Origin of the sequence: Paenibacillus sp. FSL K6-4396 (assembly GCF_038002525.1) — a bacterium.
Classification (GTDB): Bacteria; Bacillota; Bacilli; order Paenibacillales; family Paenibacillaceae; genus Paenibacillus; species Paenibacillus amylolyticus_B.
In genome coordinates this window covers 2893934-2914052 of record NZ_JBBOCR010000001.1, presented here as the reverse complement: position 1 = coordinate 2914052, position 20119 = coordinate 2893934, and the positions used below count along the sequence as shown (strand labels likewise).

General features: G+C 51.2%; 1 protein-coding gene. It reads right to left on the bottom strand.

What is annotated here, in order from left to right; genetic code table 11:
* Positions 1-4: 4 nt before the first annotated feature.
* The gene (locus MHB85_RS13050; protein WP_341073051.1) at positions 5-20098 is read right to left on the bottom strand and encodes an SDR family NAD(P)-dependent oxidoreductase; all 20094 of its coding nucleotides are present in this window, start codon (positions 20096-20098) and stop codon (positions 5-7) included.
* Positions 20099-20119: the final 21 nt, after the last annotated feature.

Below are 20119 nucleotides of genomic sequence, written 5' to 3'. Positions count from 1 at the left end.
ACTCCTATTCCTTCATGAACGCTTCAACAAATTGCGCTTCCGTTAGTTCCCCGTCCAGAACACGATCCACCAGTTCCGAATAGAGGTCGTCCCTGTGCTTTTCCCCTTTGGGAGAAGCTGTATACATTGGAGAGGAAATATCTAGTGTTTGTGATTTTACAGTTCTGATCTTGTCCCGAATTCGTTCAGGGTTCCCTGCCATGACCATCACTCTGGAAGAACCGGATGATAGTGCAAGGGTTAATGCCTTTATTCCCTGACTCGAATGCAGGGGTCTCATTCCCATTTGCCGCCACATCATTTGTTTGACAGATGCGTCCACCTTCATGCCGCCATTTTCCCATAATGGCCAGTTTACGGACAGTGTCCTGCCGCTTCGTTTGCCCTGACTCACCATCGTTTCCCGGTATGTTGCGTATAGGTCCATGAATGCATTGGCTGTAGCGTAATCACTCTGCCCCATATTGCCGAGCACGGCAGTTCCAGAGGAGAACAGGATGAAGAAATCCAAGGCTTCCTGCTGTGTAGAACGATCCAGGTGTATAGTGCCCGCCACTTTGGGTTTCATAACCTCACGCCATTCTTCCTCTGTCTTGGCAAGAAACAAGCTGTCTCTGATTAATCCTGCTCCATGAATAACGCCGTGGATAGCGCCATAGACTTGTTTGATGCTATCAACAAGGTTCTCCACGGCTTCACCATCCGCTACATCAACCTGCAAATAGTCCACCCGTGCCCCCTGCTCTCGCAATACTTCAAGGGATTGTCCCATGAGACCATCCATCGGTGATCTGCCCACGAGAACAAGCGTTGGATGCTTGGCCTGAGTAGCGATCTCTTGCGCAAATACAAGGCCAATCCCTCCCATACCGCCTGTAATGAGGTAAACACCATGATCACGCCAAAACCGTTGTTCAAGAACAGTGGACGGATCAATCTCTTGCCAGTCTGCCCATTCCCGTCGACGACCCGTATAACGAATCCAGCTATCTTTAGGCTCGCAAACGTCCAACTTCAATTGCTGTAAAATATCTGCGTTGTCCAACTGTTCGTCCATTTCGATCAACTGTCCTGCAACAGCCGGATACTCGAGTTTAATAGTTTGCAACATACCTGACAGCGCAGCATACAAACGCTGCTCTCCATCATTAGGCACAACGGCCTGTATAATCCGCGGTTTATTCGATTCACTGGACAGTATCGTTTGAAGTGTACCAAACACCTGCAAGGCACCATCCTCAAACCACTTTTCGGCAGTGGCCATTCCCTGATCCAACCCAATCGGTATAAACGATGCTGACGGAAATTCAAGCTCCATCTCACTCAACCTGCAAGCGAATGCACCACATAAAATAACGATATGCTCAGCGTCTGGAGTCTTCCGGCTCCGACCTGCTCCTTCCACCTCCACCTCCATCTCCCGCCAGTACGGCTTTAACAGCAGCATTTCAGACTGAGCGGGTGTGTCAGCACCTGGCGCTGTGGATTTTGGATCGGGAAGCTGTCTGGAGGAAAAGCCAATTAAACGAACACAGACATCTCCTTTTTGATCAAACAAATCCATATCAAGCGTCATTCCTTTCCCATCCGAACTGGAATCGGAGCTGTAGCGCACCCATGCCCACATGTCCTGAGCACAAGCTTTGTAGATCTGGACTTTCTTTAACGCAAAAGGAACCGAAGGCTGTGGTTCACCTGAACCATGTCCCGCCTTTTTCCCATCCACATCAGGTTGCTCCAGCATCATGCCAATAGAGGCCTGCAACGCGGAGTCCAATATACAGGGATGAAGGACATATGAGTTCATTTCCGGCAACAAATGCTCAGGTAGCTTCAGTTGGGCCAAAACTTCCCTTTCACCGATGAACAATTGCTGTATTCCCTCAAATGCAGGTCCGTACTGGATACCAGCTTGCCTAAATGCCTTGTAACAATCTTCACCCGTCCAAGTCGATCGGCTGCATGCAGTCATGAGTTCGTTCAGATCATGAATTGGAGCCGATTCAGTCTTTTCATTCCATCCCAGCTGTCCTTGACTGTATACATGACGTTTCCCCTCAGCCTGCTGGCCTTGTCGGTATATCTCATAACTTATAAGCTCGGGATTCTCTGTGACAGGATGTAATCCGATTCCGACCTGAATGCTGTTATGAATTGCTGCATCTCCGTCCATGACAACGGGACTGATCCACACCACATTTTGCAGAAAAACAGGTCTTGTTCCGGCAACGGTAAGCTGCAATGCAGCCCGGGCCATCTCCAATTGGGCCACCCCGGGAAGTACGGAGACTCCATGAATAATATGATCCTTAAGGAAAAATTCTCTTCCATTGAAGACCGAGCTGAACCTTTGCTCAGTGAAATCAGACGTATTTTGTTGCACCAGGGGGTGAAGAGAAGTCCAAGAGCGCTCCCGCGATGGCGGCTCTTCCCTTTGCTCCCTTTCCTTTGACGCCATCCAATATTCCTCTCGGGCAAAAGGATACGTTGGCAGGCTGATGCGTAATGGTGGTACATCGCCATACATCTGGCCCCAGTTCAGATCATAGCCCTGGGCATACAGATCAGCCAGCACATGGAGTATATCCCTCTGTTTCTCCGAGGACAGACTTCTTTCGGTGCTTTTGATAATCCATTCGTCCCCATGCTCCTGTAACAGCTTTTGTCCAGTAAACCTTCTTGGCACCACGCCCTCAAACAAAACCCCTGACTTGGATTGCCCCCGTTGTTTCAACATGTATAGGGCATCTTCCCTGGACTGCACAACCACCGCACAACGGTGTCGGAAATGCTGTCGTCCCTCCAGCAGCGTGTAGCTGATTGCCGTCAGATCCGGCTCTTCTTCCCGATCCAGTGCGGTGATCATATCTTCTACCTTGCGCTGTAGTGCCTCTTCAGTCTTGGCTGACAACGCCAGCAAATAATAAGATGCCGCATAACCAGAGGTTTGTTTTTGCCTGCTGCCTTCATAACTTTCCACCACGACATGCACGTTGGTTCCACTCATGCCAAAGGCACTTACCGCACCCAACCTCGCCTGCTCTGTTCGTGGCCAAGACCGATTGCTTTTATTCACATAAAACGGCCCCTCCGACCACCGGATATATTCACTTTCCTCTTCACAGTGCAGACTTGCCGGGATCGTCTCATGACGCATCGCCTGTACCAGGCTAATCAGGCTCACCACTCCCGAAGCAGCGAGGGTATGACCCAAATTCGTTTTTACCGACGTCAGTGCACAGGAGCCTGGCTCCATATTTCGCGTTTTGTAGGCCTCCTGCAAAGCATTGATTTCGACTGGGTCTCCAAGACGTGTTCCCGTCCCGTGAGTCACAATGTACTGCATGTTCTCCGCTCGAATGCCGTACCGGGTATATACCTCATTCATCAGTGCTGTTTGTGCCACCCCACTTGGTGCGGTGATTCCATTCGTTTTGCCATCATAGTTCATGCCACTGCCCCGAATGACCCCGTAGATCGAGTCTCCATCCGCCTCAGCCTGGGATAAGGTCTTTAATACAACAACCGCTATCGCTTCTCCCGGGACCATGCCATTGGCACGTTGGTCAAACGCATAACAGCGCCCATCCTCAGACAGCATGCCCGCCTGGGACATCGCTTCGAGTCCCTGCTCGGTAAGCAGCAGGCTCACCCCTGCCGCAAGAGCTGTGTCACACTCTCCAGTTCGCAGGCTGGTACAGGCTTGATGAACAGCCGCCAGCCCCGAAGAACAAGCCGTATTAATCGCCATATTGGGACCATTCAGGTCCAGTAGATAGGCTAATCTAGCGGCCAGAATGGCATTGTGGTTGGATGTAAGCGGCCCGTCCAGACCAACAACTTGTAAATACTCATTGTTCTCCACCCCGACAAACATACCGACCCGGCCGGAGGAAAGCTGTCTTTTGCCATAAGCGGCATCTTCAAGCGCTCTCCAGGATTCCTGCAATAGCAATCGCTGACGCGGGTCCATGCTCTCGGCTTCACGCGGAGAAATTTCGAAGAAGCGGGGGTCAAACTCCCGTACCCCTGGCACAAGACCGCATTTCCAAGGTCCACGCCCATTGCGGGTGCAAAACCGGTCCTCCGGTGCCCTTTTTATCGCTTCCTTACCCTGACTGATCATCGACCACATCTCGTCCACATCACGTGCTTCGGGGAACCGTCCGCTCATACCAATAATGGCAACAGGTTCCGTGAATTGATCCATTTTGTCCAGATTACGTGCAGTTGGGCGAAGATCGGATGCAGGGAAGGATTTGCCGCCAGCCCATCTTCCGGAACGTTCAGATCGGTAACCTCGGTCCGCGACATCGGATTTCATGTCGGTCACGACTTCCCTTTCTTCGTACATGCCAATTAAAACATCCCGATGCTCGTTTTCCAGATATTCAGCCAATCCCTTCAGTGTAGAATGTCCAAAGAAAATGGATGGTGTCACTTCCGCTCCGTAATGATGGCTTAACCGTGCTGCATACTCCGTCAAGCTGATGGAATCAAATCCAAACTCCGCAAGATTGGCTTGAGGGTCCAATTCTTCATGAGGTATCTTTAACAGCTCGCTTGCTATTTCTCCAAGCTCCCATTGCGCGCATTCAGCCACCGTTTTGCCACGTAACTCCATACGTACACGCCGCTTCACCGCAGGATTCGTAAAAACCGGATTCCTAACTCCATGTGAAGGCTGAGGCATGCTGTCAGCTCCATCAGGTGTGAATTCAACACCCAGAAAACGATATATGCGTTCCGGTTTCCCCGCCATAACGAGTTGGTGAGCGTAAGGTTCATTTAGAATTTTTGGAAATAATGCTAGCCCTTCGTCTTTTTCCAGAAAACGTTGACCGCTGGTTTTGAGATACATGGCCGAAGCATTCTTTTCTTCTGTGCCCATTCCGCCCTCTCTCCAAAGCGGCCAGTTGATGGATACCGTGTGAATAGGACCCGTGCGATGCTGTTCTTGGGCATAGGCCATCTGGAATCGATTCGCCACAGCATAATCACAGGAACCGAAGTCTCCCAAAATAGCCGATGAGGAAGAGAAATAACTGCGGAACTCCAGCGGTTCGTTAACAAGCGCCTTGTCCAATGCCATTGTTCCCCGGATTTTGGGAGCAAGCACACGCTCAAAATCTGCTGCTGATTTATCCAGCACACTTACCCGACTTTCAATCCCGGCAGCGTGGATCAGTCCGTGAATTTCGCCAAATCTTCGTTTAACTGTTCGCACCGCTTCTTCGACTTGTTCTAATACAGCAACATCAGCCTGAACATACATGACCTGACTGCCCGCCTCGGTCAACTCATCAATTCTTTGCTGTTTCACAGAATCCAGGGAAGATCGGGCCATCAACACCAGATTTACTCCCAACGGAGCCCATGCTCTGGCAAAAGCGAGGCCAATTCCTCCCAATCCGCCTGTAATCAAATATGTCTTTCCTGGCAACACGTATTCTGTTCCCTGTTTGTAATGCTCGACAGGTGGGATTGATCTGATACGGCTTACTTTGCGCTGCTGATGCTCATAACGTACGCTGCATCGCTGGTTCGACCTTAATTCTTGCCATAACCGTTCACTCCACCATTGCCAGTTCACTTCGTTTATGGATTGCACATCACTGCTGATTACCTGTAATTTCGTATGGGGCATAACGAGCCCAAGTGAACGCTCAAAACCAATCCATGCATCCAGGTAACACCGCTCGATCCCTGTTCTGTATTCCCCGGCGAGCAGAATTCGGCCAGGCTTGATCTTCTCTGCTGCCAATGCCTGAAGCAAAAGTAATATCGGCTTCGTGTCCTGCAGCAGTAGCGGTTCCTCCAGTGCCGACAAATATAGTACAGTATCCACGTTCCCATATTGCTGGCTGATCTCCTGAAGCGCTTCTCTGTACTTCGCTAGATGAACGGTATCCGTCTCTTTTTCCCACAGTCCCGGATCGATGAAGACCAGCTGGATCTCAGGGTTGTGATGTTTCATCCGTGAAACGAACCTCTCCTGATTCTCCTGACGGGAAAGTACACATAACATAGTCTGTGGGTTCTCTTCATGATGAAGTTCTGGCTCCGATTCTTCCCATATTTCCTCAAAAGCCATCAGAAGGTTATCATCTGCAACCTCGCGTCCGATCTTCTTTCTTTCCATGTCCTCCGGTACATCTTTTGTCATCAGATTCTTTTGGACCTGTAAACCCGCCATGTGTGCAACTACCTGTTCTTTCGCATCATAGAAAGTAACATCCAGCCCGGAATCCAACTCCCTGATCCACATCCACAGCGGATGCTGCAAGTGATCTGCGGAAAATTCCATAGACTCCATGGAAAGCCAGGTATGTCTTTGACTCTGTACCTCATGTGTAAGCGATTCTCCTATCTCATGTACAAGCGAGTCGCCTGCCTCACTTACTGGTATCGTTTTGTTACGATAATCTGCTGCCGCTCCCGTTCTTGTCTGAAAGATGTTTGCCGCCAGTGATACGGCTTCAGTCAGCGACTTCGGTGTAATCAGCAAAGCCCGATCCTGATCATTGCGATTAGGCGAGAGCTTTATTAACACTTCATTCTCTCCGGTATAACAACAAACAATGGATGAGCATATACCTTCTGACGATAGGTTCCTAAGCTCCATTTGCGTACATCTTTCGGTAATGGACTGCACATCCATTGGGGGCCTCACGAATTCCAGAAGTTCATACTCGATGCGACCCCTGCCCCATAACTCTTCATCACCCTCATCTCTTTCACTGAATATCTCATAGATTAAGGATTGATCTGATTGTGGAATGATGACCAAATGAACCTCCAGAGCTTCCTCTGTCACCACCATTGGATTAACCCACTGATGGTCGAACAGCTTCATGTGAACCGGAGCCTGATTCATCCCGTCCGCTCCTTTTAACGCACATGACACCGCTGCCCGCACCATCTCCACATGGGCTGCATCAGGAAGACATTTGTAACCCGATTCCATAGGCTCATGCAGTAACGGTTCTTCCAGTGTAAAAATAGAGCTATACCGCTGTTCGCGCAGCGTTGACGTATTCCGGTGTATAAGCGGATGAAGCTTTGCTGTATGATGCTGCTCGTTCATCTGGACTGTTGCAGCGGATGACGGGGTCACCCAGTATTCTTCCTGAGCAAACGGATAGGATGGCAGATGAATACGTCCAGGAGCAGCCTCGCCGTACATGTTCACCCAATCCAGCGCGTAACCCTGGCAGTATAAATCAGCCAGGACATGAAGAATGTCACGGTATGCCCCGGTTGAGGGTGCTTGAGTTTCATGCTGAAGTTGATGTAATAGCTCATGACCGTGTTCCCGGACAATGCGCTGTTCAATGAACTCCCGGCCCACTGTCCCGCGGAACATCTTCCCGTTATTTTCTTTCGTACCGAACTGTTTCCAGACATGCACAGCATCCGCCTTGGACTGTACAACCACCGCACAGCGGTGACGGAAATGCTGTCGTCCCTCCAGCAGCGTATAGCTGATTGTCGCCAGATCCGGCATCTCTTCCCGTTCCAGTACAGCGATCATGTCTTCCACCTTGCGTTGTAGTGCTGCTTCCGTTTTGGCCGACAGTGCCAGCAAATAATAAGGCGCTGCATTTCCAGCCATTTGTTTTTGCCTGTTGCCTTCATAACTTTCCACTACGACATGCACGTTGGTTCCACTCATGCCAAAGGCACTTACCGCACCCAATCTCGCCTGCTCTGTTCGTGGCCAAGACCGATTGCTTTTATTCACATAAAACGGCCCCTCCGACCACCGGATATATTCACTTTCCTCTTCACAGTGCAGACTTGCCGGGATCGTCTCATGACGCATCGCCTGTACCAGGCTAATCAGGCTCACCACTCCCGAAGCGGCGAGGGTATGACCCAAATTCGTTTTTACCGACGTCAGCGCACAGGAGCCTGGCTCCATATTTCGCGTTTTGTAGGCCTCCTGCAAAGCATTGATTTCGACTGGGTCTCCGAGACGTGTTCCCGTCCCGTGAGTCACAATGTACTGCATGTTCTCCGCTCGAATGCCGTACCGGGTATACACCTCATTCATCAGTGCTGTCTGTGCCACCCCACTCGGCGCGGTGATTCCATTCGTTTTGCCATCATAGTTCATGCCACTGCCCCGAATGACCCCGTAGATCGAGTCTCCATCCGCCTCAGCCTGCGATAAGGTCTTTAATACAACAACTGCTATCGCTTCTCCCGGAACCATGCCATTGGCACGCTGGTCAAACGCATAACAGCGTCCATCCTCGGACAGCATGCCCGCCTGGGACATCGCTTCGAATCCCTGCTCGGTAAGCAGCAGACTCACCCCTGCCGCAAGAGCCGTGTCGCACTCTCCGGCTCGCAGGCTGGCACAGGCTTGATGAACAGCCGCCAGCCCCGAAGAACAAGCCGTATTAATCGCCATATTGGGACCATTCAGGTCCAGTAGATAGGCTAATCTAGCGGCCAGAATGGCATTGTGATTGGATGTAAGCGGCCCGTCCAGACCAACAACTTGTAAATACTCATTGTTCTCCACCCCGACAAACATACCGACCCGGCCGGAGGAAAGCTGTCTCTTGCCATAAGCGGCATCTTCAAGCGCTCTCCAGGATTCCTGCAATAGCAATCGCTGACGCGGGTCCATGCTCTCGGCTTCACGCGGAGAAATTTCAAAGAAGCGGGGGTCAAATTCCCGTACCCCTGGCACAAGACCACATTTCCAGGCATCCTTTTTACTGCTGGTGAATCGATCCGAGGGAACGGTCTTAACAGCCGTTTGCCCATTTACGAGAATCGACCACATCTCATCTACATTGCGCGCTTCGGGAAATCGTCCGCTGATGCCAATAATGGCAACAGGTTCATCGGCCGTTTGCATTCGACGTGTATCTCCCAAACGCCAGTACTTGCCAGATGCTTGTCTTTGGGCCTTAGACTTTCGGACTTTGGCACGATGCTGTGCCGCTTTGCTTTTAATCGGTGCAGCTTGCTCTGTATGTTTTTCTTCCGTTTGGATTTCGTGATCTGCATATTGATCCGTGATGGCCTGCTCGAATTCTCGCTCCAGATAATGAGCCAATTCATAGAGTGTGGTGTGATCGAAAAATATGGATGGTGCCAGATCCACTCCAAAACGCTGATTAAGAACCGTTGCGTATTCAGTCAGGCTAATGGAATCAAATCCATATTCCGCAAGATTTTCATTGCCATCAATCAGTTCTCTTGGAATTTTCAACGTTTGCCCCGCCAGTTCCCTTAACTCCCATCTTACACACTCCGACGTTGTTAGACCCAAAAGCTCCGGTCTCCGGCGAGAAACCATGAGAGCAGATGAAGCTTCTTTTGAGAGGATCACGGTTTCTTTCTCGGATTTACTAAATGAAGAATCAAGTGCAAATGCACCTGTACTTGTACTTGTACTTGTACTTGCAGTATCCGAATGGACCACCACTCCTTCGCTTTCTGCCTCTGGCGATATGGCTGTAAATCCTGCTTCTAATCCCTGAATCTTTAACACTACGCGTCCTTCTGATGAATACAAACGAATGTCCAACACTTCAAGCCCTGGTGCCCCGTTCATCCGTTCTCTTCTGTCTACTCTCGCCCAAGAAATGTTTGATGCGCCTATTGCATCAAGTCTTTGAAGGGATTGAATGTAAACAGGACGTGAAGCAGACATATCCAACTGCTGATTTGCTTCATTTTCGATTTCCGTCCAGCCCAGCCCCCCATAAACGGCAAGCTGAATGGCATCTACTGGCAGTTTGTACACTGATGGTACAGATAACACATCCGTTGCATGTTCAAACTTGATCAGGATATGACCTTCCCCCGCATATATACGTTCTACCGCATAAGGAGATGAGGACAAGAGAGGCTTTGAAGCATGGTTCGCAAAAGCAGTGATCGACGAATCCAGCTCAACCGTGTCGAGCTCATCGATAGAACCAATCTCCAGAGCATCTGATGCTGTAAACTCAGAAGCCACCTTTTTGGCCATTCCGCTACTGTATATGGGTTGGAGTCCCCCTGCATGTTCACCATATATGACGTATCCCACGGTTAAATGTGGTTCGGATTGCAATGAGACGTGTAACGGAAGTGTCTGATCAGACACGTAAATAGAGCTGTCCCATATCACATCCTGCAACTGGATCGATAATTCAGATTCTTCTGGATCATGATGATCAGGTATCGCCAATTCCATAGCGGCATAGGCGATCTCCAGATGAAGTAAGTCAGGCAATAATTTTGCTGTTTGTTCTTCATGGATCTCCATAAGCATAGGTGAGTCCATCGTGAAGAGTGAACTGTATCGCTGCTCATGAAGATCCGAAGTATTACTGTGCAGAAGTGGATGAAGCATGGCTGGCCCATTACTTCCAATTACGTTGGAGTTGGACGATGCTACCTCTAATTTCATTGGAGCCCAATAACGATTTCTTGCAAAGGGATAGGACGGCAAACTGATTCGACGCGGGTGCTGCTGTCTGTTGTCCCCGTATAGCTCCATCCACTGGATCACTGCCCCTCGTGTCCAGGCGTCCAGTACATGCTCATAACGACCCTGGGACAGCCAGCGTTTCACATTCTCTTTCATGTCTTCCTCATCTGTTAACCAGCCCGGATTGTCTTGTCCTTGCTTCACATGACCCTGATAATACTGGCTTCCTTTGCCTACCGGTTCCGCCTGACCCGCCTGTTCCACATAGCTGTCCAGCTTGGCGAGTAGCTCGTCCACCGTTTGCGCCAGTACGCCCAACCGAGCCTCCATTGCTTCACGTCCGGTTTGCAGCGTATAGGCGATCTCCCTTACACTCCAGCTGCTCTGCCCAATGCGAAGTGTATCCCGCAGCTGACGCGCCTGAACGACCAGTCGTTCCTCGTTTCTCGCCGACAGCACAACCATCCCGGGAACTTCATTTTTCTCGCTTTTCTCGTGTTGCTCGTTCGCCTGTTCTTGCACCAGTTCGGGTTCCCGGTATTCCTCCAAAATGAGATGAGCATTCGCTCCACCTGCACCAAACGAGGAAATTCCCGCCCGTCGCGGTACGATCTGACCGTCCACCCTTGGCCGTGCCCAAACGTCTAGCTCCCGCTGGACCCTGAACGGGGTTTGACTAAAGTCAATATGCGGGTTCGTCTGCTGCACATGCAGGGACGGCGCCAGCTCCCCATGCTGCAATTGCAACAGCACCTTGGTGACTCCCGCGATGCCTGCTGCGCTCTCCGCATGTCCGATATTGGATTTCGCTGAGCCAATGGCACAGTAGGTTTCTTCCGATGGCTCTTGCTGAAAAGCTTTACTCAACCCCGCAATCTCGATGGGGTCACCGAGCGACGTACCCGTGCCATGGGCTTCCACATAACTGATCGTCCGCGGGTCAACTCCCGCCTCACGCAAGGCCCGGCTGATGACGTCCGCTTGAGCGTTGGGATTCGGCACGGTATATCCGTTCGTTTTTCCACCGTGATTCAACGCCGACCCTTTGATCACGCCGTAAATCCGGTCCCCGTCTGCAACGGCTCGTGCGAGCGGCTTTAACAGGACCGCGCCAACGCCTTCACCCGGTACATACCCGTCGCCCCCTTCACCAAAGCTCTCACAACGGCCTTTGCTGGACAGGAATCGTCCCTGGGACAACATGATATATTTGTTCGGGTGGACCGACACATTCACCCCGCCCGCCACCGCTACCTGACATTCGTTCTGTCTCAGACTTTGGCACGCCAGATGAATGGAGGTCAGCGAAGACGAACACATCGTATCCACCGCCAGACTTGGTCCGCGGAAATTACAGAAATACGACACCCGGTTGGCGATGGACGCCGGATTACCCGAGAGCGCAATTGAGGACTCGGCCCCGTACAGCTGATATTCCTCGTACATCACACCCACGTACACCCCCACGGTGTCCGCCGCCAAACGCTCCCGCGTATACCCCGCATCCTCCAGCGTCTCGTACACACACTGCATGAACAATCGTTCCTGCGGGTCCATCATCTCGGCTTCCCGGGGAGAGATCTGGAAGAACAACGGATCGAATTCGTCCACACCGTCCAGAAATCCACCCCAGCGTCCATAGGTCTTGCCCGGCGTGCCCGGCGCCGGATCATACACCTGCTCCTGATCCCAGCGTTCTGGCGGGATTTCGGTGATACTGTCTGTTCCACTGCGTAGATTCTCCCAAAACTCATGGATATTCCGCGCTCCCGGATACCTTCCCGCCACACCAATAATGGCGATATCCTGCTTCTCCTCCTTCTCTTGCACCTGAATGGATGATTCAGTTGGATTTATCGAATTCAAAGAATTCATTGGGGCTGCATTCTTCGACTCTGGATTAGTAGCTTGTTGATTCTTTAACGTCCTCTTTTGGCGTAAAATGCCCTTGGAGTTAACGTCCTCTATTTTTGGCTTTTGTACAGCAACCGAGGTTGGAGATATACTAACGGACTCCTTAGAACGTTCTCCCCCTACAATGAGTCGCAGTTGTTCATGATGGTGCTCAAGAAAATATTCGCTCAGAGCCCGAAGGGTCTGATACTCGAAAAAAAGTGTTTTGGGCAAGAGACCAAACTGTTCTTCCAAATGGGTAGTCATCTGCATAATAAGCAGCGAATCTATACCATATCGATCCATGGCTGTATCTGCATCAATCCTTGATGTTGGAAGTCCGATGACACGGGCTAAACGCTCTTGCAGAAATTGAACTGTTTTTACTCGCAAATCAGCATCATTCTTCTGCGCAAGGTCATGTTTCTCTTCATTCATATCCAGGTCCATTCGCTCCTTCCCCAGTGGGTGGATCTGACCGGTAACATGCCGGATCGTTTGACTCATGTTTAAGTGTTCCAACAGTGTCTCTGCGGAAATGTCCCATCCATGCCGGGTCAGCAGTCTGCGGGAAAGCTCGCTCCATTGTACCGGGTCCAAACCATATTCACTCCAGTCTATATCCGGATCAATCTCCTGCTCCGCCACGTTTAGTAAGGCGGCAACTTCCAACGTAAGCACTGCTTCCAGCTCAGCTGCGCTTCCCGCCTGAGACGTCTGAGACGCAACTTGTGGCGTTTCCGTGTGGGTGGGTAGCCATTCCGACACCGGTTCAAGTTTGTCTGCCTTTACCGGCTCGATCGGTTGGCCCGACCACGAATCTCCCGGTTCCAGCAGGCTTCTGCGCAGCACCAACAGATTGCCTTCCGCAACCGCCACCTGACTGCTTCCACTCGCCCAGGCCTGATACAGCGCCTTCACACCCGAAGCGGTTCCCATCGGTCTCAGCCCATGCTGTTTCCACAGACGTGCCTTCCCCTCTTCCTCCAGCTGCATCCCGCCTTCTTCCCACAGCGGCCAGTTGATGGACAAGGTTCGACCCTGACACTCCCCGCGCTTCATCCGTGCATTTCGGCTCACCGCATACGCATCCATATACCCATTCGCGGCGGCATAGTCGCCCTGCCCTGCATTCCCCGTCACCGCTGCACCAGAGGAGAACAGCAGCAGTATATCCAGCGCCTCTGTCCCGATCGCTTCTTCCAGGTTCCGTGTGCCATTTACTTTCGGGGCCAGCACCGCCTGCCAGTCGGGTTCCGTTTTGTACCGAATCAGACTGTCCCGGATCTCTCCGGCACAATGCAGCACCCCGTTCACCCGGCCGTATTGCTGACGAAGACGCCGAAATAGTGCATCGACCGCCTCTCTGTTGGTGACGTCCACCATTTCATAAAGAACCCGGGCCGGAAGCTGCGCCATCTCTCGCTGTACCGTCTCTGGCATCGCCGGAGATCGGCCGGTCAAAATGAGTGTACTGCCTTCTGTTTGAGCAGCAATTTCCTGGGCCCAGATACGTCCCAGTCCACCAGCTCCACCTGTAATGACGTAGACGCCTTCGTCCCTCCAAGGGGACAACAGCGGGAATCCCGTCTTTGTCTTCGGCTCCATCTCGGCTTCCGCATGTACATTTCGAATCAAATGTTCATCCATATCCACATTCTCATCCATGTCCACGTTAACCGCCTGCCAGCCCGCTCGCTTCAGCCCGTCCGCTTCCCAACGCAGATGGCTTTCCTCCGCATGGAGCGCACACTGGTACAGTTGTTCAGCCAACACTGCGGCGGATGTCTCTGGCTGGATTTCGACCAGCTGTGCCAGACAGCCCGGATGTTCCCGTCGCACCGTCCGCAGCAGCCCACTCAGGCCAGCGAACCGTCTTCCTTCTTCATCTCCAGCTATGACAATTTGCAAGGCCAATCGGCCGCTTTGATGTTTTGAAAGTTGCTGCTGCACGTGGTGCAGGATGGCCTGAACAGCCTGTCCGTACCGCGCCTCCAACGCCCCCGTTAACGCCATCTGCTCCCAAGGCAAATCCGCATCTGCATTCGCGTAATCTTGCGGGGCCCAATCACACAGCAGCACCGCCGGCTCGACTGCCGGAATTCCAGGCGTTAGAGCGCGCTGCGGCAGTTCCTGCCACTCGGGCTGCACCAACAGTACGCCTTCCCGGCTTTCCGGTACACGCGAGGTAATGCCCCGCAGCCGAATGCAAACCTGTCCCTCTGAATCGCACAGTTCCAGATCCAGTTTACGGACCCTCACCTCCGCGGCGGAAGATGCCGCAGGATCGGGGCGAACACGCACTACCACCCACATTTGCGCTTGGCAAGGAGCCATCACTTCCGCCTCCTCCAGCGCAAAAGGTAACGGAGCGGAAGCCGGCTGGTTTCCATACCGTTCTCCTGTGCTCCCAAGGGCAGCGCCCTCCAAGTTTACTTCACCCTTCAGAGGTGTGGATCTCAACGCTGCCGCGATCTCATCTCCTGCCAATAGGGCAATGGTCGCTTGCAAGGCTCCATCCACCATCCCCGGATGCAGCACGGTGTCCGCTTGCCCCTCGAAGAGGGCGTGTGGCAGACGAAGCTGCGCCAAGGCCTCGTCCGCCCCCCAGTGTAGTTCGACAATCGCCTGATGGGACGGACCGTACTCCAAGCCCAGCTTCCGGAACGTTTCATAACAGACTTCCCCGCTGGCCTGTCCCTGCGTGCAACGGCTGCGTACGGCCTGCAAATCCAGACTTTGCACGGCTTCTGCCAGGGGGCGTCCGATGCTCACACGCCCTTGACTATACACCGCTTCCCCAGACTCGATGGCAGACTCGGTGGATGACGCTGCCGATATTTCATAGGACAGGCTCCCATCGGCCTCGGCTTCAAGTGCAAGATGAACCTCCACAGGCTCCTCCCCAACGATGAGCGGCCTGCTCCACATGACATGGCGCAGTAACAGGCTATGTGTGCGCGGAGGCCAGTTCGCTGCGTGTGCTGCTGCTGCCTGGGCCATCTCCAGTTGAACGACAGCGGGAAGCAGCTTGTGCCCCTGTACCACATGATCGCTCAGGAAGGGCTCTCTGCCATTAAACTGGCTACTGTACCACTGGCCTCGCAGCAGATCCGAGCGGTTATGGTGCAGCATGGAGTGCAGTAATATGCTTTCATTTAATGGCTTAACCGTTGTTGGTTTTTCTGCTAATGCTGAGTCATTCATTTCTTCGGGCTCCACCCAATACCGCTCTCTGGCAAATGGATAGGTGGGGAGTGAAATGGTTCGATAGTGTCCCCGCTCAAACAACAGATCATAATCCAGTTCATATCCCTGGATATACAGATCCGCCGCAGTGCCCAGATGCTCCAAATATTCGCTTGCATGTGTCGTCTTCCGGCAGCTCCGCAAACATTCATTCCCATATCGCTGCAATGAGGAGTGCTCACGTGAAGTGTCCGGTGTTCCTTGTGAAACCCGAACCTGTGGTGCACTTCCCTTACCCAACCAGCGTTGAAGTAACGTTATCGCTTCATTCAGACTTCGGGCCACGCAAGCTAGGCGGAAATCCATATGTTTGCGTCCCAATAGCAGGGTGTAGCTCAGGTTACCGCAATCCAGTTCCGGCAATTGTCTTCCGTAGGCGGTGAGTTGTTCAACCTGCTGACGCAATTGTTCGGCGGTACGAGCTGAAAGTGCAATCAAATATCCCGGCATCGGCTCTGACGGTCTGGATCGCAGTGGTCCTTCCTCAATGACCATATGGGCATTCGTACCACTGAAACCAAATGAACTGATTGCAGCACATCTTCTGCCACTTGATCCGGCTTTCCATTCCATCGTGGCTGTAGGGATATAAAACGGGCTGTCATTTAAGGCAATCTGGCTGTTGGGTTGATGAAAATGAATGGAGGGGGCCATTTTTTGATGACGCATCCCCAGCATAATTTTAAACAAACCCGCTACTCCGGCTGCCGTGGCCGTATGACCGATATTGCTTTTTACCGAGCCGATCGCACAGAACTGTTTTTGGTCCGTATGTTTTCTGAACGCCTGCGTCAATGCATTGAACTCAATCGGGTCTCCCAGCCTGGTCCCTGTCCCATGAGCCTCAACAAGCTGGATGTGTTCAGGATTAATATTAAAAGTCTCATATACGTTCTGCTCAAGCCGTTCCTGAGATTTCGCACTGGGAGCGGTAATTCCATTGGTGGACCCATCCTGGTTTATTCCGCTCCCTCGAATGACTCCGTAAATCTGATCACCGTCATCCAGCGCCTCGCTGAGTCTTTTCAGAATAACAACCCCTGCACCTTCTCCCGGTACAAAACCATCTGCCGCTTCATCAAAGGTATGACACCGTCCTGTTGGAGACAGCATTCCCGCTCGATTGGAGGCAAGGTAAAAGCCAGGGGTGGACTGGATGAATACGCCTCCAGCAACGGCCATATTGGTCTCTCCTGACCATAATCCCTGACATGCCAGATGAATGGCTACCAATGAACTGGAACAGGCCGTATCCACTGTAATGGCCGGACCATGCAGATTCAGATAATAGGCTATACGAGCAGGCACAATAGAATTGGCGTTCCCCCAGAAAGCTTGCGGGGGGGCCTCATGTCCAAAAATGCTCTGGTAATCCATACCACTGCAGCCTACATAAACGCCGCATTGAAGGCCCTCCGCCTTTTTGCCAGCATAACCTGCATCTTCAAGCGCCTTCCAGGACTCCTCCAAAAAAATGCGCTGCTGAGGGTCCATATAGGTGGCTTCCACGCCGGATATATTAAAAAACAGAGGATCGAAACGATCAAAATCCTCTATAAAGCTGCCATGTCGACAATAGGACTGCTGATCAGCGTAATAAGCGTCCAGCTCCCAACGTTTTACCTCTCCAATCAGATCATGCCCGGCTTGCAAATGTTGCCATAACTCCTCAGGATTGCGACTTTGTGCAAATCGGCCACTGATTCCAACAATTGCTACTTCATCCCGGACGGGCAGTGTTTCTTGATTCATTGTGGCCTCTTCTACCACAACGTTTTGCTCCCATGGCTTAACAGAATCCGGCTTAAAACGTTGTTCTTCAGGGATATGTACCACAATTTTGCCGATATTACTGCGGTTTCCCATAGCCTTATATGCTTCTTTCACTTGCTGAAAAGGATAAGTGGCATATATCGTCGGACGAATGATGTTCTGATCAATTAGGATCGCCATTTCCTTCATATAGGTTCGAATGATAGAAGGATCACGGAAGGCCATCCGTCGCAAATCTACCGAAAAGAATGCCTGATTGTTCGATAACAAGGATAAATCAATATTTTTGGCTGATTTGAGGGCAGTCATGGCAATTTCAATATATCTGCCACCTGGAGCAAGACAAGCCATACCCTTTTGAATCGCATCACCCGATAAGGTATTGATGACCATATCTACACCTTGCCCGTTCGTAAGACGGCGAATCTCCTCGGCAAAATCCTGCTCCACATACTGAATGGTATGGTGCACACCCTGCTGTTGCAGATAGTTCAGTTTCACATCTGAACCGGCTGTGGCATAGATTTCTAGACCATAGTGCTGGGCCAGCTGTACGGCAATAAGACCTGTCCCTCCGGCCGCCGTCTGTATCAATATTTTTTCACCTGGCTGCGGTTTGGCTTTGTGGAACACATCAAGCATGGTCATCGTGACGGCCGGCAGTGAGCAGGCTTCTTCAAATGTTAATCTTTTCGGTTTGGGTACAACATGAGCTGCCGGACAGATCACCATATTGGCATGACCACCCATCTGCTCACCCATCATGCCCACCACTTCATCACCGCGCCGAAGGTCTGTGACCTCGGAACCTGTTTGAACGACGACCCCGCTGACTTCAAAGCCAGGGGTAAACGGATAAAGGGGCATGGTTGGATACAGCCCTTTTACACATAACAGATCTCCAAAATTAAGTGAAAAAGCATGCACAGCAATTTGTACTTCGTTTGGCTGGAGTGAACGCGATTGATCCCGAATCAGTTGAAGCTCTTCCGGTTCTCCAGGTTTCTCCAGCAGCAATCGATAATATACACCTTCCGAACCGGATCCCAGCTTTACGTTATCAACCCTTGTGCTTGTCCAAGTCGAATTAGGATTAGTCCTCTCATCCCGAACCGGCAACCGATCCTCATTCCTATGCACAGCAGACTTCTCAGCCGTATGATTATCGCTGCTTATGTCCATAATGCTGACTTGTTCGTCTTTCCTCTGTGGAGATGTAACAGCCGGGGCAGGCAGCATGGACGCCACAATTTCTTGTCGATATTGCTCCAGCATGTGCTTGCTTAGGGCATGGACCGTGTTATGATCGAACAGCACTGTAGTCTGCATCACTATTCCACATTGCTCATTAATGAGATTGACCAGATTCACGGCAACAATGGAATCGACGCCATATTCAGAGAAACTTTGATGATTATCGATCCGGTCCTGGCTCATCTTCAAGGATGTCTCTATGCTGTCCCGGATGACCGTAATCATATGATCCCGGATCAGGTGGTCCGGAATATCTGCTGTAGGCTGAATGTTTCCAGTCCCCGTAACCAAGGACGGACTGGGCTTCCACTCCACCTCAGGAATCGCTTTTGTTTGTGTCTGTACAGAATGAGATGCAGGGCTCTGTTCTAATTCGTGTATAATGATGCCATCACTTTGAGATACAACGATTTGTTGCCCCCACTCTTCAGCATTTAATGCCGGAAAACGAACATTTCTGAACCCCTCTTTGGCGAGTACCTTTTTCCATGTATTAGGTGTAAGTCCCGGGCAGCCCGGAATACGCAGTGCCTCATCTTCGTATAACCACCAGCCCTCCAACAAACCAAACGTAATATGGGCAAAAAGTGTATTATCAGTTATCTCATTCAGGAGCAGATGCCCCTGCTTTTTGAGTGCTGCTTTGATATGTCTGAGGGTTTGACGAATATTCGGTGTAGCATGCAGCACATTGGCCGCGATCGCTATATCATAGACAGCTTCATTAATGGATTGACCCTTCAGCTGCTTGGTCACATCTATTTTTCTGTAGGTCAAATATGAGTGTTCATTCCCATAGCGCTGCTCTGCCTGCAACAGAAAAGAGGAAGAGATATCCGTATAACAATATTCCTCAATGTGCTGGGCATACGGTCTGAGCATGTCCAGCACAGGGGTACTGGTTCCGCCTGTACCCGCGCCAAATTCGATGATTCTCAACCGGATGGTTGCATTCTTTTTTCTTTTTTCTTCAATAATTGTTATAAGTTGCGATCCCAGAACCTCATTGAAATAGTCGGCGATGGGATTGTTTTGGTATATGCCTTCGACAAGTGTCATGCTTGAATTGGGGAAAAGAACATCCGTTGCCTGCTTGTGGCCCCGAAGAATATCAGGCAGGTGTTTTAATGCCGTTTCTGCCAAAAGGACCTGGGATCGAAGATGGCCCTTTTGCAGCCATTGCTGTTTAACTTCATCCCATTTCTGCCACACATTCTCGAAGGTAGTAGCGGTTTGCCCGCCTGCAGTGCTATTCCCCTCTTCTTTGGCTAACACAGCAAGTGTCTCTTCCATCCAGCGATGAAACAAAACGGGTATCCCGTTTTTCTCTAACCATTCCCGGGTGCTGGAATAGCTTTTTTCAAACAACCCCATTGCCTTTAATTCCGCTGACAATAATGCGACAAGCCACCCGTGTAACAGATCTGTCTCACTGCGAAGTCCCTCGGGAATATGTTTTGTAATCGGAATATACACCTGATCATCCATTGTTTTAACCTCCCTGTGGCA

Coding starts and splice junctions, on each gene's coding strand:
- MHB85_RS13050 (WP_341073051.1), bottom strand. CDS start 20,098: ATGGATGATCAGGTGTATATTCCGATTACAAAACATATTCCCGAGGGA.